This window comes from Roseibium album, from assembly GCF_965233825.1.
Taxonomy (GTDB): Bacteria; Pseudomonadota; Alphaproteobacteria; order Rhizobiales; family Stappiaceae; genus Roseibium; species Roseibium album.
Map to the genome: position 1 here is coordinate 1,512,577 of NZ_OZ247583.1, position 15,739 is coordinate 1,528,315.

The following is a 15,739-nucleotide window of genomic DNA, read 5'->3' on the forward strand; positions in this document are numbered from 1 at the left end:
GACTGTCAGGTTGTCACGAATGTGGCCAAGTTCGTCACATGTCGCTAAGAAACTTCGCAATCAGGCGGTTGAAAATTTCCGGCTCTTCAAGATGCACGGCGTGGGCACATCCTGGAACGACGGCGAGTTCGCAGTTGGGAACGGTCTTCCAGAGAGTTTCTACCTGTGGCCAGGCATAGGTTCGGTCGCCGTCGCCCCAAAGCACGAGCGAAGGGGCTTGGATCGCGGAAAGACTGTCTTCACCAGACCAGTCCCTCATTGCCTCAAGACCTGCCGTAATCGCGCCTAGGCCGCTCTTTTCGGCAATTGCTGCACAGGCAGCGTATTCTTCAGCCTGCTCCCCACGCATGAACCAGGTGGCTGATATCCGGCGCGCCGTCGCTGGCGCTCCGTCTTCTGCAGCGCGCTTCATGGAAGTTTCAATGGTTTCGAACCGTCCCGGCAAAACTCCGACGGGTCCGGTGCCGTACAGTATGAGCCTGTCGACAGCTTCCGGCGAGCGCCGCATCATTTCCTGAACGATCATTCCTCCCATGGAATGCCCGAGGAGATGAAACCGCTCAATGCCCTGGTCCAGAAGGCCCTGAAGAACCCAATCGGCAAACCCACCGATCGAGTTGACAGGGGGAGCACCCGCATTTTGCCCAAAACCCGGCAAGTCTGGCGTCACCAGCGGACCTATGTCCGCAAGCGGTGCCTGCATTTTCCATTGTTCGCTGCCACCCATGAACCCGTGGACCAGAACCAGTGGGATCATTTCCGGGCACCTTGAACGATCCGGTCCAGGATCATGGCACAGAACAGAATGGAGAAACCGGCGAGAATGCCTTGACCGACATTCGCATATTGCAGGGCTTCGAGCACATCCTCACCCAGGCCCTTGGCACCGATCAGTGAAGCGACCACCACCATGGCAAGCGACAGCATGATTGTCTGGTTGATCCCCGCCCTTATGGACGGGCTTGCCAGCGGCAGGTCAACCCGGGTCAGCAGGTACCACTTGTTGCCACCAAACGCGATTGCGGCTTCCCGAACACTCTCGGGAACGCCTCGCAAGCCAAGCACCGTGAGGCGGACGACGGGTGTACCGCCAAAAATCATGGTCGTGACAACGGCGGCCGGCTTGCCGGTCCCGAAAAATGCGATCACCGGGATCATGAAGACAAAGGCCGGCATGGTCTGCATGAAATCCATGATTGGCTGAATGAAGGAATAAAACCGGGGGCGCCTGGCCGCGAACATGCCGAGCGGGATGCCGATAATGATTGACAGGCATGCAGCGGTACCCAGCAGAGCCAGGGTGGTCATTGCTTTGTCCCAGAAGCCCAGCAATCCCATATAGGCGAGAAATGCTCCGGACCAGACCGCGGTCCGAATGCCGGCCGTCAGCCAGGTCAACAGGATGATCAGGCTGGCAACCACGATCCACGGCGTACTGACGAATACCAGTTCCAGAGCGTCCAGCAGCAGGCGGATCACATAGGTGATGGCATCAAACAGTCCTTCACCGTTGGCGACGCAGAACGCAAAGAAGGCTTCCACGGCTTCGATACTGACAATACGGAATTCCGGATTGGTCGGAAAAGCGGAAAGCAGCGAGAACCGACCGGGGAAGCTGTAATGCAAAACGGAAGCCAGAACGATAAGCGCCATGAAAACGGCGCTGAAAGCAATTTGGGATGCCGGCATTCCGGAACGGATGGAGTTGTCGGACAGCCATTCGGAGAACCGCTTTTCCAGCGCCCAGTTCGCGCAGATGGCTTGTGCACCTTTTGCCAGGACGAGCAGCGCCAGGCCTGCCAGGGCGATCGACACACCCTGATCGGCAAGAGCCTCGGCTTCGGCGCGTATTCCTCCGATATTGGCTTCCAGGGAATCCACGGTGCGCTTGTAGACATCCGCCTTGTCGGACCCGCTTTCGATTGCCGCAGCAAGCTGTTCGCGGCGCAATTCGAGCGTTCCCTCGATCGAGGCAATCCGTTCCATGGCTTCTGCAGCCAGGTCGCCGAACAATCCGCGCGCGATCTGGACGATTGCCAGGGTCTCGATGATCAGAAACGGCAGGGCCCATGACCACAACCCTCTCGCACCGAACCAGACAGGCCCGAACAGACCTGCCATCAGATTGAGCGTTGCCGTGAATTTCGAGCTCTCGCCGATACGGTCGAAATTCGTGACATAGTAATCCGGATTGGTACGAACAAATTCGGCAATGTTCTTCCGGCGCTCTTCGGTATAGGCCCGTTCAGCTTCGGCTTCGTTATCGGCGAGGGGCACGTTGCTCTGGTCCATCATGATACCTCGGTCCCCTCTATCACCGTCCGCAGGATGTTTTCTCTTGTGATCACACCGACGTCGGTCCCCTCGTCTTCAACGATGATGGCATCGCCCGTGCCGATTGCCATGTTGATGAGGGTGCTGAGTGTTTCGCTTTCCGCAACGCGCGGAGTGTTCTCCGGCAGCGGGCCATGTTCCCGTGTGTACTCCGCCAGCGGTTGCATCACCGCATGTGCCCTGACGACCTTCAACCGGGAAATCCCGGCGACAAAATCGGCGACATAGTCATCGGCCGGGTGCATCACGATGTCTTCGGCAGTGCCGATCTGAACCACCCTGCCGTCCCGCATTATGGCAATCCGGTCACCGATCCGGACAGCTTCGTCAAGGTCGTGGGTGATGAAGACGGTCGTTTTCTTGAGCATCTTGCTGAGGCGGATGAATTCATCTTGCAACTGGCGCCGGATCAGGGGGTCCAGGGCGCTGAACGGCTCATCCATGAGCAGGACATCGGGATTGGCCGCCAGGGCACGAGCGAGACCGACACGCTGCTGCATCCCGCCCGACAATTCATGCGCATATTTGGAACCCCAGGCGCCGAGTTCGACAATATCGAGAAAAGCTGCCGCCTGCCGCATCCGCTCGTTCTTGGAGACTTTCCGAATTTCGAGGGGCATCGCGACATTGTCCAGGACTGACCGGTGGGGCATGAGCGCGAAGTTCTGGAACACCATCCCGATCTTCCGGTTCCTGAAATTTTGCAATTCCTTTGAACCGAGCGCCATCACATCCGTTCCCTCGATCAGGATCCGGCCGGCTGTCGGCTCCAGCAAGCGGTTGAAATGACGGACCAGAGTGGATTTGCCGCTACCCGACAATCCCATGATGCAGAAGATTTCGCCCTTGTTGACGGAAAGGCTGACATCCGCGACACCGACCACCGCATTGTAGCGGGCCAGAACTTCGGCCTTGGTCAGACCGTCTTCATGGATCGCATTCAGCGCGCCTTGCTGATCTGCTCCGAAAATCTTCCAGACATCGGAGATTTCTATGACGGTCTCATCGCTCATGGCTGACGGCGTCCCGCGGTTTTGCAGCATTGGCTGCGTCAAGATCAGGCGGTGCCGGAAGAACCGGCACCGCGTCATGCTCGAATGCGTCCGGGACTAGAGGCCCAGCCAGGCATCCACACGGTCAGGGTTGGCTTCCACCCATTCCCGCGCGACATCTTCTGGCTCCCGGCCATTTCCGCTGATCTCGAACGCGAAACCGCTTACATCATCCGCGGTAAGAGAGAATTTGGAAAAGAACTCCGCAATGGCTGGTGACCGGTCGGGCAGTGAGTTGGACCATGCAATCTGCACTTTCTTCAGTGCATCTTTGGTTGTCACGTTCGACTTTTCGAACCAGTCGGCGTCGTCCGATGGCTGCACCATGACGTATTTCGCCGGATCATAGGTCGGTTCCGTCAGCATCTTGACGTCGAACATGTACCAGATGGCGTGAGGCTTGTAGCAATAGAATGCATAGCCTTCACCCTTGGCAATGCTGTCCTTGACACGCGCGGTCTTGACGCTTTCCTCGGCACGGATCGGTTCAACGAAATCCATCAGGCCATAGTCGCGGACCTTGACCTCGTTGACATTGGCAGATGCCCACCCGGGTGCGCCTATCCACATTTCGCCCTTGCCGTTGCCGTCGCTGTCCATTTGAGCGGCGACGTCCGGGCGTCCCAGGTCGGCGATGTCGGTGATGTTGTTTGCCTCGCCGAAGTCCTTGGAGACACAGAAGCCCTGATTACCTTCATAGGGATTGGATGACAGGGTCACGGTGCCGGCGCCATCAACGTATTTCTTGGTAAAACTCTCCTGGTTGGGCAGCCAAACATCGGGATGAACGTCAATGTCGCCTTTGCCCTGATCCATCGCCTGAAATATCGTGGCGTTGTTGCCGGGAATCAGTTCGGCTTTTCCGCCAATGCGCATTTCGACCACAGCGGCAAGCAGATGTGCAATTGCCTGGGCGCCGGTCCAGGACGGAACGCCGATCTTGACTTCCTCGGCCGCAAGGGCAGGCACCGCGAACACGCTCATTGCGGTTGCGACCGTCAGACACTTCAAACTGTTTTTCATGATTCACTCCTCTGGTGGATGGTGCCGGTTGACCGGATTTTATTGATTTTGTTTGTTCGCTTAATCCAGGCTTCCGATTATCTGGTCTTCATAGGCAAATAGCGAAGTCGATCCTCCCGTATGCAGGAACAGGACATTGTCTTCGGGCTTGAAAAAACCCTCGCGGACCATGCCGATCAGCCCGGCCATGCCTTTGGCCGAATAGACAGGATCCAGCAGAATGCCTTCCTGGCGGGCCGTGAGCCGGATCGCTTCCAGGGTGGAAGCGGTCGGCAGGCCGTAGCCTTCTCCGACATAGCCGTCGTCTACCAGGATGTTTCCCGGTTCAATGTGTGGTCCGTCCAGTTTGGCCAGCGTTTTCTGCGTCGTTGCGAGGACAGCATTCAACTGGCGTTCACGCGGTTGGCGGACGCTGACCCCCATGACGGGAAGATCATAGCCGAGGATATGAAATCCCGCGACCAGGCCGGCCTGGGTGCCGGAACTGCCTGTGCCCATGACCAGCCATTGAAAACGCTGATTGGTCTCAAGGCACTGATCCATGATTTCCTGGGCGCAGCTCACATATCCCAGGGCGCCGGTGGCATTCGACCCGCCGCCGGGAATGAAATAGGGCTTGTGTCCCTCGGTCTTCATGCGATCCGCCACATTCTGTGCTTCGGCATTCATGTCCAGGCCGCTCGGCCGGAATTCGAATGTGGTTGCAAACAGTTTGTCGAGAAATACGTTTCCGGTTTCCTCGTAGGCCTGGGTCCTTCCCGGGACACGGCGTTCGAGCAGTACATGGCACTTCATGCCCAGCCGGCAGGCAGCCGCAGCTGTTTGCCGTACATGGTTGGATTGTACAGCGCCCTGCGTGATCACGATGTCGGCCCCCTCACGGAGCGCCTCGCCCATCAGAAATTCGAGCTTGCGTGTCTTGTTGCCTCCGGTCGCAAGTCCGGTGCAGTCGTCGCGCTTGATAAAAAGTTGCGGCCCGCCCAGATGCGCACTCAGGCGTGGCATGGCTTCGATGGGGGTTGGCTGATGGCATAGATCCACCCTTGGGAACCGGTCGAATTCAATACGCGTCGTTACGGTCGGCAATATTTTTTCTACAGACATTTTATGGCTCTGATTAGAATTTCCTCAAGCTCAAAATTGAGGCAAACCCAGACTCAAATCCAATATTATGTTTGCATGACATTATGCGTTTTTTGCAATATGTTCGATTCTCATGGATATATATCTCTTCCGGGATCTGGCCCGGCTCAACAACACGGGGAACTTCTCCCAGGCCGCGGATCAAAGCAATTTGAGCCAGTCAGCTTTCAGTCGCCGGATCAGATCGCTGGAAAGCTGGATTGGGGTGACCCTTGTCGACCGGTCGCGACAGCCTGTGCGTCTCACGACGGCGGGATTGCAGATACTGGAGGCCGGCCAGCAGGCTCTCGAGCGGATCGAGCAGGAGCGTAGCCAGATCCTCGAGGCTCAGTCGCTTCCCGACAAGTACGTGGTCACGTTCGGCGCTCAGCATTCGATTGGCTGGCGGTTCTACCCGACCTGGCTTCAGGGCTTTGAGGAGACGTACGGACCCATTCTCTCGCGGCTGAGAGCGGACGACTTGCCGAATTGTTTGCGGGATCTCAAAAACGGCGATGTCGATTTCGTCATCGCCTATGAGAGCCACCATGTCCGTTACAGCGAACAGGGAACCGGGTCTCCCGAAAGTAATCCTGACAAGTCAGGGTCCCTGGTAATCGGATATGACAGTCTCATTCCGGTTTCCAAACCGCAATCGGACGGGAATCCGCTGTTCAGTTTCAGCGCCGACAAGATTGAGATGCCGTTTCTGCGTTTCGGTGAAGACGCACCGATCGCACGGCACCTGGAGCCATTGTTCAAAGGCGCGGGTCTGTCGGCCCGCCTGCGGATTGTCTATGAGAACTCCATGGCAGGTGCGCTGCGGATCCGGGCGCGTGACGGCATGGGTGTTGCGTGGCTTCCCAAAAGCCTGGTCGCGCCGGACATGAAAGCCGGGATCCTTGTGCAGACCGGCGCGCCGGAGTGGGAAGTGCCGCTCGAAATCCGTCTGTTCAGGCATAAGCCGAACTCGAACCGCGTCACGCGGTCGATATGGTCGTTCCTGGAAAGCCAACGGTCTCAACCGCTGAAACCCGGCGCATAACAGTTGTAAATTGAATGACCGGCTATGGTTTTGCCTCCCGCCAAATCCAATGGGTTCCGGTGAAACAGCAAGGTTGGCAGATCTAGTCCTGGGAAATCAGCGACGAGTTGAGCGCATCCAGCAGCCGAAGCAATGACGGCTTAATCCGTTCCGCGTCGGCAGGGCTGAGCGCCGAGAGCAGCCTTTTTTCGTGGTCTTTTGCTTCCAGGACAAGTTGAGTGCTCATCAAACGGCCGTCATCGGTAAGGTAGATCCGGACCCGGCGTCCGTCTCCCGCATCACTTTTTCGGGCAACAAGCCCGCGCTTTTCCATCTGGTCGACGATACGCGTCATGCGGGACTGTTCCATGAGCGAGAACCGCGCCAGCTGGGTTATCATCAATCCATCCTGATCGAACAGGCAGGCAAGGACCCGCCACTCGGGTACGCGAAGTCCCAGTTTGCGCACCTTGGCATGAAACTGATGGCTGGCCGCTTCACTCGACGCTGCCAGGAGATAAAGCAGGTAGGAGGAAACGAATTTTTCCGGTGTCTGAGCCAACATCACCCCCGTTTTGAGCAATTGCTCTTCAGGTCCCTTCAAGGGCCTTCCTGATTGTTGTCAGACCGGACCGGAATTCAACCCGGGAAGAACAACAAGGTCCGTTGCAAAGGATGCGCGGCAAGTGGATTTGCTTGCAACCCATCTCTCGAAGTTTCACAGCGCATCGCACCTCACACCGAGGTTGGCAGGTCGAAAACCTGCTCGTCTGCAATCCGGGAGACTACAAATGCGCCCCTCATTCGTTTAGCCCGGAAACTTTCAGGAAAAAAGAGGCTTGACTCAATTTATATGAAATTTCATATTTATTTCGAGGAGGGACTGCCGGTGAAACTTTTTCTTGAAAGCAGGGAGCCGGAGACGGATCAGATTGACGTCTTCAGGTTTCGGTCGAAGGTGGACGGACCTTTGCCCGGCTATGAGCCCGGCGCTCACATCGAATTCGATCTCGGACCGGCAGGCACCCGCGCCTATTCCCTGATCGACTGGCCCGAAGCCACTGATCTCTATACCGTTGCGGTCCAGCGAGAGGATGATGGCAAGGGCGGATCGAAGGCCATGCACGATCTCGCTGTTGGTCAGACGGTTTCCGTAACCGAGCCCAAAAACGACTTTCCGCTCGAACCAGATGCACCGCATAGCCTGTTGCTTGCAGGCGGGATCGGTATCACGCCGCTGATCTCCATGGCAACGCGGCTGCAGTCGCAAGGCCGGTCCTTCGCACTACACTACTCAGCCAGAACCTCGTCCAGGATGGGCTTTGCGGATCAGCTGAAATCTGCGTTTGGCGAAGTTTCACATTTTTACTTCGACGACACCGAACCCCTCGATCTGTCCGAACTCATGCAAGCTCAAACGGCCGGTTCGCATGTTTTTATCTGCGGGCCGAAAGGCATGATCGATGCGGCGCGGACCGCTGCAGCCGCTGCCGGAATTCCGGGCGACGCCGTGCATGTCGAACTTTTCAGCACGCCGGAGGTGCAGACCGGTGATTCAGCGTTTGAAATTGAAGTGCACGATACCGGGCAAGTCGTCTCCGTCGCGCCAGACCAGACTATCATCGAGGCGCTCGAGGAAGCTGGTCTCGATGTCATGTATGATTGCCAAAGAGGTGATTGCGGCATCTGTCAGACGGATGTGATCAGCGGGACGCCCGATCACCGGGATGTCGTGTTGTCTGACGCCGAGAAGGCGTCTGGGAAGGTCATGCAGATTTGTGTCAGTCGTGCGAAATCGGCGCGTCTGGTTCTGGACATCTAGGTCACGCGCCCGAAGTAAGTCGCATTCCGGAGGAGAAGCCAGCATGCGGACAGTTAGCGATATCACCGCCCTGTTTACCGGGCCGCAGGTCCACAGAGACGTTTACACCAGCCCTGATATCTACAGGCTGGAAATGGAACACCTGTTCGCGAATGCCTGGGTGTTTGTCGGCCATGAAAGCCAGACGTCGAAGAAAGGTGACTACTTCACCACGCAAATCGGTGATCAGCCAGTCATTCAGGTTCGACATTCCGATGGCGAAATCTACGTGCTCTTCAACAGGTGTCCGCACAAGGGCACCAAGATCGCAATCGACCGGGATGGCAATACGGGCAAATTCTTCCGCTGCCCCTATCATGCCTGGTCGTTCAAGACGAACGGATGCCTGCTCGCGATACCTCTGAAGAAAGGCTACGAGGAGACCGGCTTTTCCGAAAGCGAAAGCGCCAAAGGCATGACACCGGTCGGGGCAGTCAAAAACTACCGGGGGTTTGTCTTTGCCCGTCTCGCGTCCGATGGGATCGACTTCGACGAGTTCTTCGGTGACAGCCTGAGTTCGATCGACAACATGGTCGACCGGTCTCCGGCAGGTCGACTGGAGATTGCCGGGCCTCCACTGCGCTACATGCACAAGTGTAACTGGAAGATGCTGGTGGAGAACCAGACGGACACCTGCCATCCGATGGTTGCCCACGAAAGTTCTGCCGGTACAGCGGTGAAAATCTGGAAGGAAATGGGCAATCCGGAGCCGCGGCCACCTGCGATGGAGATCATTGCTCCTTTCATGTCACCCTACGAGTTCTTCGAAAAGATGGGCATACGCACCTGGCCGAACGGCCACGGGCACACAGGCGTCCACCATTCGATCCATTCGGACTACTCGGCGGTTCCCGGCTATTTCGAGGCCTTGTGCGAGGCCCATGGTGAGGAGCGTGCCAGGGAGATTCTCGACGAAAACCGGCACAACACGGTCTATTTCCCGAACATCATGATCAAGGGACCGATCCAGCAGCTCAGAAACTTCATTCCGCTCGGGCCGGACAAGACGCTGGTGGAAAGCTATATTTACCGGCTGGTCGGCGCACCGGATCAACTCCTGTCTCGTACCGCCATGTACAACCGGATGATCAACGCTCCGACCTCGATGGTCGGGCACGACGATCTGGAAATGTACGAGCGGGCACAGGAAGGCCTCATGTCGAACGGCATGGAATGGGTCAACATCCAGCGGCTGCGAACCGGGGAGGAGGACTTTTCCGAGGAGACTGTCGAGAACGGTACAACAGAACGCCAGATGCGCAACCAGTTCGATGCCTGGATTAAATTCATGACAGTATCGATGGAGGAGGCGTAATGGCCGTTTCAAAGGAACAGGTCATCGACTTCCTCTATGAAGAGGCGAGGATGCTCGACGAGGGCCGCTACGACGAGTGGCTGGCTCTCTGGCTGGAGGACGGCCACTACTGGATGCCGCTTGACTACAAGCAGACCGACCCTCATCTGGTGACGTCACTGCTTTACGAAGACATGTTCATGCTGCGTCTGCGGGTGGAGCGACTGAATGGGGCCAGAACCTTCAGTCAGAAGCCGAAGAGCCGGTGCCATCACGTTATTCAGCGCCCCTTCATAGACGAGATGACCGACAACCGGGTCGTGACCAACACATCGATGCACTACGTCGAAACCCGGCTGGACGAACAGTTTCTCCTGGCGTTGACTGCTGTGCACGAACTTGCCGTGGTCGACGGGTCGCTGCGGATCGCGAACAAGCGTGTCGATATCCTGAATTGCGATGCGGCTTTCGGCAATATTCAGCTGCTGCCATGAGCGTGCCTGGTCTTTCAACTGTATATGAAGCGTTTGCGGCAACGGGAACCAGGTATCCAGACCGCCCGGTTCTGAACGTGCTTTCCGGAACGGCGAAGGTCTATGGCATTGCGCCTGGCGAAATGTCATACCGTACGGCCCAGCAGCAAATTGATGCCCTTGCAGAAGACCTGGCGCGTGCAGGATATGGTGCAGGCATGCGCGTTGCCCTTCTGTTGGAGAATCGCCCTTCCTTCTTTCTCTATTGGCTGGCGGTCAATCGTATCGGCGGTTCCGTTGTGCCGATCAATCCGGATCTGCGCGCCGCAGAGTTGGAATATCTTATCGGGCACTCGGAGCCGGCGCTGATCGTTGCGATCGAAAGCCGTCACGCTGAACTCGGATCGGCAGCGAAGGCCGCGGGCATCAGGGCAGCTGTTATCGGACCATCGCAGGAGTTCCCCGAACCCAGGCGAGATGCGGTGGTCATGCGGCCGAATGCAGGAGAAGCGCGGGAAGCTGCCATTCTTTATACATCCGGAACCACGGGCAAGCCGAAGGGGTGCGTTCTCCCCAATACCTATTTTCTGCTTGCAGGGCGCTGGTATGCCGGTGTTGGTGGTCTGGCAAACCTCACTGAAGAAGGTGAGCGGATGATCACGCCGTTGCCGATCTTTCACATGAACGCCATGGCCTATTCCTTCATGGCGATGGTGACGGTCGGTGGTTGCCTTACGGTCCTGGACAGATTTCATCCGCGCCAATGGTGGTCGGATGTCGCTGCCTCGAGCGCCACTTGCCTGCATTATCTCGGTGTGATGCCCTCCATGTTGATGGGTTTCGAACCATCTCCGGGCGACCGTGCGCACTCCGTCCGGTTTGGCTTCGGGGCCGGTGTCGATCCGAAGCTGCAGGTCGCATTCGAGCAACGGTTCGGTTTTCCGCTTGTGGAAGCCTGGGCCATGACCGAAACCGGTGCGGGGGCCGTGATTGCGGCGTCAACCACGGACCGGCTGGTTGCCCAGGCAAGCATCGGCATGCCGGCGAAAGACGTCGATTGTCTTATCGTCGATGACAGTGGCACCCCCTCTGATGTGGGGGAGTTGCTGGTCCGCCGCGCGGGTGGCAATCCGCGCTACGGTTTCTTTTCCGAATATTACAAGGATGCAGCTGCAACCGCCGAAGCCTGGCAGGGCGGCTGGTTTCACACCGGTGATATCGTGCGACGCGGTCGGGACGGCAATATGTTCTTCGTCGACCGCAAGAAGAACGTCATTCGGCGATCGGGTGAAAACATTGCGGCCGTGGAAGTTGAATCGATCCTCATGCGCCATCCGGACATCGAGGCGGCCGGGATTGCACCTGTGCCGGACCCTGTTCGCGGTGATGAAGTGTTTGCCTGCCTCAAGGTTCGGGGCGCAAGTCCGCAAAAGGCAGAAGCCATCACCCGCTGGTGCCTTGAACAGATGGCTTACTACAAGGCTCCGGGCTTTATCGCCTTTGTCGACAAGCTGCCATTGACCGCGACGCAAAAAATTCAGCGGGCGGCTCTGAAAGATTTGGCTGTGCAGTTGCTTGAAGATCCCGATACTGTTGCCACCGGGTACCTGAAGAAACGGCAGGCCAGTTGATGGGAAAGCGCTTGGGTTATGAGGGGATCGCGGTTACCGCTCCGTTTTCGACGCCTTATCAGCGTTATTCTATCGAGACAGCGCATTGGTGGATCGCAAGAGCACTTCGCGGGTCCTTGCGGGCTGCCGGGTTGAAGCCTGCCGATCTCGACGGCTTTTCCGTTTCCAGTTTCACATTGTTTCCTGATACCGCGGTCGGGTTGACGCAGCATCTCGGCCTCGTTCCGAGATGGCTCGACCACATTCCGATGGGTGGGGCGAGCGGTGTTGTCGCACTTCGCCGCGCCGCCCGGGCAGTCCAGGCAGGAGATGCCGATTTCGTTGCCTGCGTGGCGGGTGATACAAATCATATCGACAGTTTCCGGAATATGCTTTCGAGTTTTTCAAGGTTCGCGCAGGATGCCTCATATCCCTATGGTTATGGTGGGCCGAACGCCAACTTCGCACTCATGACCGACCGCTACATGCGGGAGTTCGGAGCGACACGTGAGGATTTCGGCCGGATCTGTGTCGCTCAGCGCGAAAACGCGCTGAGGAACCCGAATGCGGTGATGAAGAAACAGCTGACACTTGAGCAGTATCTGTCTGCACGGCCGATTGCAGACCCGATTGCACTGTTTGATTGCGTCATGCCGTGTGCCGGCTCGGAGTGTTTTCTTGTCATGTCCGTCGAGGAAGCCACGCGTCGCAATCTTCCCTTTGCCACCATCGGCAGCACGATAGAGCGGCACAATACGCATGCGGAAGATCCGATCCAGCTGCGCGGTGGCTGGACGCTCGATATCGACGAACTTTATGAGATGGCTGATTGCACGCCGGACGATATCGATCTCCTGCAGACCTATGACGACTATCCTGTTATCTCCATGATGCAAATGGAAGACCTCGGTTTTTGCGACAAGGGGAGTGGGCCCGAGTTCGTGCGCACCAGGAACCTGACCGTCACGGGCGATTTCCCGCACAACACGTCCGGTGGGCAGTTGTCCGCCGGGCAGGCAGGCGCAGCGGGCGGCTTCATCGGGCTCGTGGAAGCGCTCCGCCAGGTTCAGGGCGTTGCAGGCGGCACCCAGGTGAAAGACGCCAGGAAGGCATTGGTCTCCGGTTTCGGCATGATCAACTATGATCGCGGTGTTTGCACCAGCGCAGCGATCCTGAAAACGGGAGTGTCTGCATGACGCCACCGCTCCGGCCGCCTTCCAAAAAGGATCCGCAGAAGCGAACAAAGCCGCCGCTGCGTCCACCCGAGGCCCGGTCTCGTGCAGCGCTTGGTCTGACTGCCGCAGCCGCCGAGGGGCGCTTCGCGTTACAGGTCTGCGAAGAGTGCGCCACCGTCCAGTATCCGCCGCGTGACGCCTGTAAAGCCTGCTTGTCGACGGACCTGGTGTGGCGGGATCAGTCTTCGTCCGGCACGTTGCTGGCGGAGACGACGGTTCGCACGTCGACGAAGCTCTATTTCCGCGAACGCATGCCCTGGCGCATGGGATCTGTCCGGCTGGATGTCGGACCGGTGATCCTCTGTCACCTTCATGGTGATTGTCGCCGCGACGACAAAGTGACGATCCTCAACCGGCTGGATGCAGCCGGCCAGGGTGTATTGCTGGCAGTGCCGGCGGAAAGGACGGACAATATGGACGACGACCCGCAACTGCGCGCACTGTCTGCCGACCCGAAGCACCGCCGTATCCTGATAACCGACCTGCGCAATCCCAACACGCCTGCGCTGGCAGGGGCTCTGCTTGATGCCGGCGCTGCAACGGTGTTTTTGGGCGAATCTGAAAGCTGGCGTCCGCATGCCAACCGAAGCACGCTCGCGGAACTTGAGAATGTTGAAATTCTTCCACTTGATGTGACGGATACGGCCTCGGTCGAAAAACTTGCGGGTGAGATTGGTGGAAAGACCGACATTCTGATCAACAACGCCCGTTTCATGCGACCGGGCGGGGCCCTGGATCGCGGCGACACTGCATTCGCCCGCGAAGAAATGGACGTCAACTATCTTGGTCCGATGCGCCTTGCACAGGCTTTCGGACCTGGAATGTGCTCGCGTACCGGAGACGGTGTCAATTCGGCTGCCGCCTGGGTCAATATCCTGTCCGTTCATGCCCTTTCCAACGCGCCAGAATACGGGTGCTTCACCGCCTCCAACGCTGCAGCCTATTCATTAAGTCAGTCCTTGCGCGGCGAATTCCGGACATCGGGACTCCGCGTGATGAACGTCTTCACCGGGCCGACAGATGACGATTGGTATCAGGAACTGCCACCTCCCAAGGTGGCTCCGAACGCACTTGCGCGTGCTGTGGTTGCTGGATTGAAGCAGGGGTTGGAAGACGTCTGGTGTGGTGATGTCGCAAACGAAATCCGTGAGCGTTGGCGGAGGGATCCCAAGGTTCTCGAACGTGAACTCACGCAAGGAGTAGAGGGAGCATGACGGCTCTGGAAACCCTGGTGTCCGGCCTTGCTGGAGGCTCGGTCAGGATCATCGATCTTACGCACACTCTCGATCCGGATTTCCCGGTAATCGTGCTGCCGCCCGAGTTCAATCAGTGCGCCCGTTTCCGAATGGAAGAAATCAGCGCTTATGATCATCGTGGGCCCGCGTGGAAATGGCACAATATTTCGATGTCCGAACACACGGGCACTCATTTCGATGCCCCATCCCACTGGATTTCCGGTCGGGACGTCCCCAGGGGGTCTGTTGATGAAATTCCGATCGAGGCTTTCGTCGGTCCTGTCGTGGTCATAGACTGTTCAAGTGGCGCTGCTGAGAACGAGGATTTCGAGCTGACGCCTGATTTTATTGCCGGTTGGGAAGCCGAGCATGGCGAAATTCCCGAAGATGCATGGGTGTTGATGCGGACTGACTGGTCGAAACGCAGCGGTGCCGATTATCTGAACATGCGTGAAGATGGACCGCACTCCCCCGGCCCGACCCCCGACGGCATCCGGTTTCTCATCGAAGAACGGAATATTCGCGGCTTTGGAACCGAAACGGTCGGTACCGATGGCGGTCAGGGCGCTCACTATACGCCACCCTATCCGGCGCATTTTTACCTGCACGGCGCCGGGAAATACGGTTTGCAGTGTCTTGCAAACCTGGATCAGCTTCCTGCAACCGGTGCCGTATTGATTGCGGCTCCCCTGAAAATCAAGAACGGAACCGGCAGCCCGCTCCGCGTTCTGGCAATGGTGAGCGAATGAGTGAATTTACGGCAGTCATTACCGGTGGCAACAAGGGCATCGGGGCCGATCTTGCGGAAAGGCTGCTCGGACAGGGCTATACCGTCGTGTCGGTGGCGCGCGCGGCTCCGGAAAAGAACCATCCCAACCTGCATTCGGTTGAAGCGGATCTCCTGGATCCGGAGGCCGTTGCAGCCGCAGCTGAAACCATTGGTGCCGAATTTCAGGTTTCGCACCTGATCCACAATGCCGGGCTTATCTGGCCGAACCTGGTGGAGGAGGCAAGGCCAGAAGACATTACCGGCCTGGCGCAACTGCATCTGGGGTCGGCTCTTACGCTTCTTCAGGCCGCACTACCCGGAATGAAAGAGCGCAAATTCGGCCGTGTGATGTTCAATGCCTCCCGTGCTGCGCTCGGAGCGCCTACAAGGACGGCTTACAGCGCGAGCAAGGCCGGAATGATCGGAATGGCGCGCACCTGGGCATTGGAACTTGCTCCGCACGGCATCACCGTAAATGTGGTTGCACCGGGCCCGGTCCTGACTGACAATTTCTGGGGTATCGTTGAAAAGGACAGTCCGCAGCAGGAGGCATTGGCAAAGCGCATTCCGGTGGGCCGTATTGGCACGGTGCAGGATGTAACCAATGCATTCCTGTTTTTCTGCAATCCGGAGAACAGCTTCGTCACCGGACAGACGCTTTATGTCTGCGGTGGCGCGAGCGTCGGGACACTTGCGATCTAGCCCGT

15 protein-coding genes are annotated in these 15,739 nt (G+C 57.8%); 9 read left to right on the forward strand and 6 right to left on the reverse strand.

Annotated elements, in window-relative coordinates:
• Window positions 1-34: 34 nt before the first annotated feature.
• From ACO6TI_RS07080 to ACO6TI_RS07100, 5 genes are all read right to left on the reverse strand, one after another.
• The gene (locus tag ACO6TI_RS07080) at window positions 35-757 is read right to left on the reverse strand and encodes an alpha/beta fold hydrolase (protein WP_196901526.1); all 723 of its coding nucleotides are present in this window, start codon (window positions 755-757) and stop codon (window positions 35-37) included.
• Entirely contained in the window at window positions 754-2,295 is a 1,542-nt protein-coding gene (locus ACO6TI_RS07085) for an ABC transporter permease subunit (protein WP_209012638.1), read from the reverse strand. The genes ACO6TI_RS07080 and ACO6TI_RS07085 overlap by 4 nt, the downstream gene beginning before the upstream one ends.
• A complete protein-coding gene (locus tag ACO6TI_RS07090; protein WP_108875433.1) occupies window positions 2,292-3,347 on the reverse strand; it encodes a quaternary amine ABC transporter ATP-binding protein in 1,056 nt (351 codons plus the stop codon). The genes ACO6TI_RS07085 and ACO6TI_RS07090 overlap by 4 nt, the downstream gene beginning before the upstream one ends.
• A gap of 96 nt (window positions 3,348-3,443) precedes the next feature.
• Window positions 3,444-4,409, reverse strand: a complete 966-nt coding sequence (locus ACO6TI_RS07095; RefSeq protein ID WP_196880073.1) for a glycine betaine ABC transporter substrate-binding protein — start codon at window positions 4,407-4,409, stop codon at window positions 3,444-3,446.
• A 60-nt stretch (window positions 4,410-4,469) separates the two neighbouring features.
• Window positions 4,470-5,513, reverse strand: a complete 1,044-nt coding sequence (locus ACO6TI_RS07100) for a D-cysteine desulfhydrase (RefSeq protein WP_196901527.1) — start codon at window positions 5,511-5,513, stop codon at window positions 4,470-4,472.
• Between the two features lie 112 nt (window positions 5,514-5,625).
• Here ACO6TI_RS07100 and ACO6TI_RS07105 point away from each other — a divergent pair, with 112 nt between their 5' ends.
• Window positions 5,626-6,576, forward strand: coding sequence for a LysR family transcriptional regulator (locus tag ACO6TI_RS07105; protein WP_055391752.1), 951 nt, complete (start codon window positions 5,626-5,628; stop codon window positions 6,574-6,576).
• Window positions 6,577-6,658: 82 nt separating this feature from the next.
• On the opposite strand, the gene ACO6TI_RS07110 is transcribed toward ACO6TI_RS07105, so the two are convergent.
• Window positions 6,659-7,159 (reverse strand): MarR family winged helix-turn-helix transcriptional regulator, encoded by a 501-nt coding sequence (locus ACO6TI_RS07110; RefSeq protein WP_281931518.1) that lies wholly within the window; start codon window positions 7,157-7,159, stop codon window positions 6,659-6,661.
• 285 nt (window positions 7,160-7,444) lie between these two features.
• Here ACO6TI_RS07110 and ACO6TI_RS07115 point away from each other — a divergent pair, with 285 nt between their 5' ends.
• The 8 genes from ACO6TI_RS07115 to ACO6TI_RS07150 are packed head-to-tail and all read left to right on the forward strand — an operon-like array spanning window position 7,445 to window position 15,734.
• Window positions 7,445-8,377: a PDR/VanB family oxidoreductase gene (locus ACO6TI_RS07115; protein ID WP_422384632.1), complete on the forward strand. Its 933-nt coding sequence runs from the start codon at window positions 7,445-7,447 to the stop codon at window positions 8,375-8,377.
• A gap of 43 nt (window positions 8,378-8,420) precedes the next feature.
• A complete protein-coding gene (locus ACO6TI_RS07120; protein ID WP_422384633.1) occupies window positions 8,421-9,731 on the forward strand; it encodes an aromatic ring-hydroxylating dioxygenase subunit alpha in 1,311 nt (436 codons plus the stop codon).
• A complete protein-coding gene (locus tag ACO6TI_RS07125) occupies window positions 9,731-10,204 on the forward strand; it encodes an aromatic-ring-hydroxylating dioxygenase subunit beta (protein WP_422384634.1) in 474 nt (157 codons plus the stop codon). The genes ACO6TI_RS07120 and ACO6TI_RS07125 overlap by 1 nt, the downstream gene beginning before the upstream one ends.
• A complete protein-coding gene (locus tag ACO6TI_RS07130; RefSeq protein ID WP_422384635.1) occupies window positions 10,201-11,814 on the forward strand; it encodes an AMP-binding protein in 1,614 nt (537 codons plus the stop codon). The genes ACO6TI_RS07125 and ACO6TI_RS07130 overlap by 4 nt, the downstream gene beginning before the upstream one ends.
• Window positions 11,814-12,989, forward strand: coding sequence for a thiolase family protein (locus tag ACO6TI_RS07135; protein ID WP_422384636.1), 1,176 nt, complete (start codon window positions 11,814-11,816; stop codon window positions 12,987-12,989). Before ACO6TI_RS07130 ends, ACO6TI_RS07135 begins: the two co-directional genes overlap by 1 nt.
• A complete protein-coding gene (locus tag ACO6TI_RS07140; RefSeq protein WP_055391804.1) occupies window positions 12,986-14,242 on the forward strand; it encodes an SDR family NAD(P)-dependent oxidoreductase in 1,257 nt (418 codons plus the stop codon). The genes ACO6TI_RS07135 and ACO6TI_RS07140 overlap by 4 nt, the downstream gene beginning before the upstream one ends.
• A complete protein-coding gene (locus tag ACO6TI_RS07145) occupies window positions 14,239-15,012 on the forward strand; it encodes a cyclase family protein (RefSeq protein WP_422384637.1) in 774 nt (257 codons plus the stop codon). Before ACO6TI_RS07140 ends, ACO6TI_RS07145 begins: the two co-directional genes overlap by 4 nt.
• Entirely contained in the window at window positions 15,009-15,734 is a 726-nt protein-coding gene (locus ACO6TI_RS07150) for an SDR family NAD(P)-dependent oxidoreductase (protein ID WP_055391745.1), read from the forward strand. The genes ACO6TI_RS07145 and ACO6TI_RS07150 overlap by 4 nt, the downstream gene beginning before the upstream one ends.
• Window positions 15,735-15,739: the final 5 nt, after the last annotated feature.

Coding starts and splice junctions, on each gene's coding strand:
- ACO6TI_RS07080 (WP_196901526.1), bottom strand. CDS start 757: ATGATCCCACTGGTTCTGGTCCACGGGTTCATGGGTGGCAGCGAACAA.
- ACO6TI_RS07085 (WP_209012638.1), bottom strand. CDS start 2,295: ATGATGGACCAGAGCAACGTGCCCCTCGCCGATAACGAAGCCGAAGCT.
- ACO6TI_RS07090 (WP_108875433.1), bottom strand. CDS start 3,347: ATGAGCGATGAGACCGTCATAGAAATCTCCGATGTCTGGAAGATTTTC.
- ACO6TI_RS07095 (WP_196880073.1), bottom strand. CDS start 4,409: ATGAAAAACAGTTTGAAGTGTCTGACGGTCGCAACCGCAATGAGCGTG.
- ACO6TI_RS07100 (WP_196901527.1), bottom strand. CDS start 5,513: ATGTCTGTAGAAAAAATATTGCCGACCGTAACGACGCGTATTGAATTC.
- ACO6TI_RS07105 (WP_055391752.1), top strand. CDS start 5,626: ATGGATATATATCTCTTCCGGGATCTGGCCCGGCTCAACAACACGGGG.
- ACO6TI_RS07120 (WP_422384633.1), top strand. CDS start 8,421: ATGCGGACAGTTAGCGATATCACCGCCCTGTTTACCGGGCCGCAGGTC.
- ACO6TI_RS07125 (WP_422384634.1), top strand. CDS start 9,731: ATGGCCGTTTCAAAGGAACAGGTCATCGACTTCCTCTATGAAGAGGCG.
- ACO6TI_RS07130 (WP_422384635.1), top strand. CDS start 10,201: ATGAGCGTGCCTGGTCTTTCAACTGTATATGAAGCGTTTGCGGCAACG.
- ACO6TI_RS07135 (WP_422384636.1), top strand. CDS start 11,814: ATGGGAAAGCGCTTGGGTTATGAGGGGATCGCGGTTACCGCTCCGTTT.
- ACO6TI_RS07140 (WP_055391804.1), top strand. CDS start 12,986: ATGACGCCACCGCTCCGGCCGCCTTCCAAAAAGGATCCGCAGAAGCGA.
- ACO6TI_RS07145 (WP_422384637.1), top strand. CDS start 14,239: ATGACGGCTCTGGAAACCCTGGTGTCCGGCCTTGCTGGAGGCTCGGTC.
- ACO6TI_RS07150 (WP_055391745.1), top strand. CDS start 15,009: ATGAGTGAATTTACGGCAGTCATTACCGGTGGCAACAAGGGCATCGGG.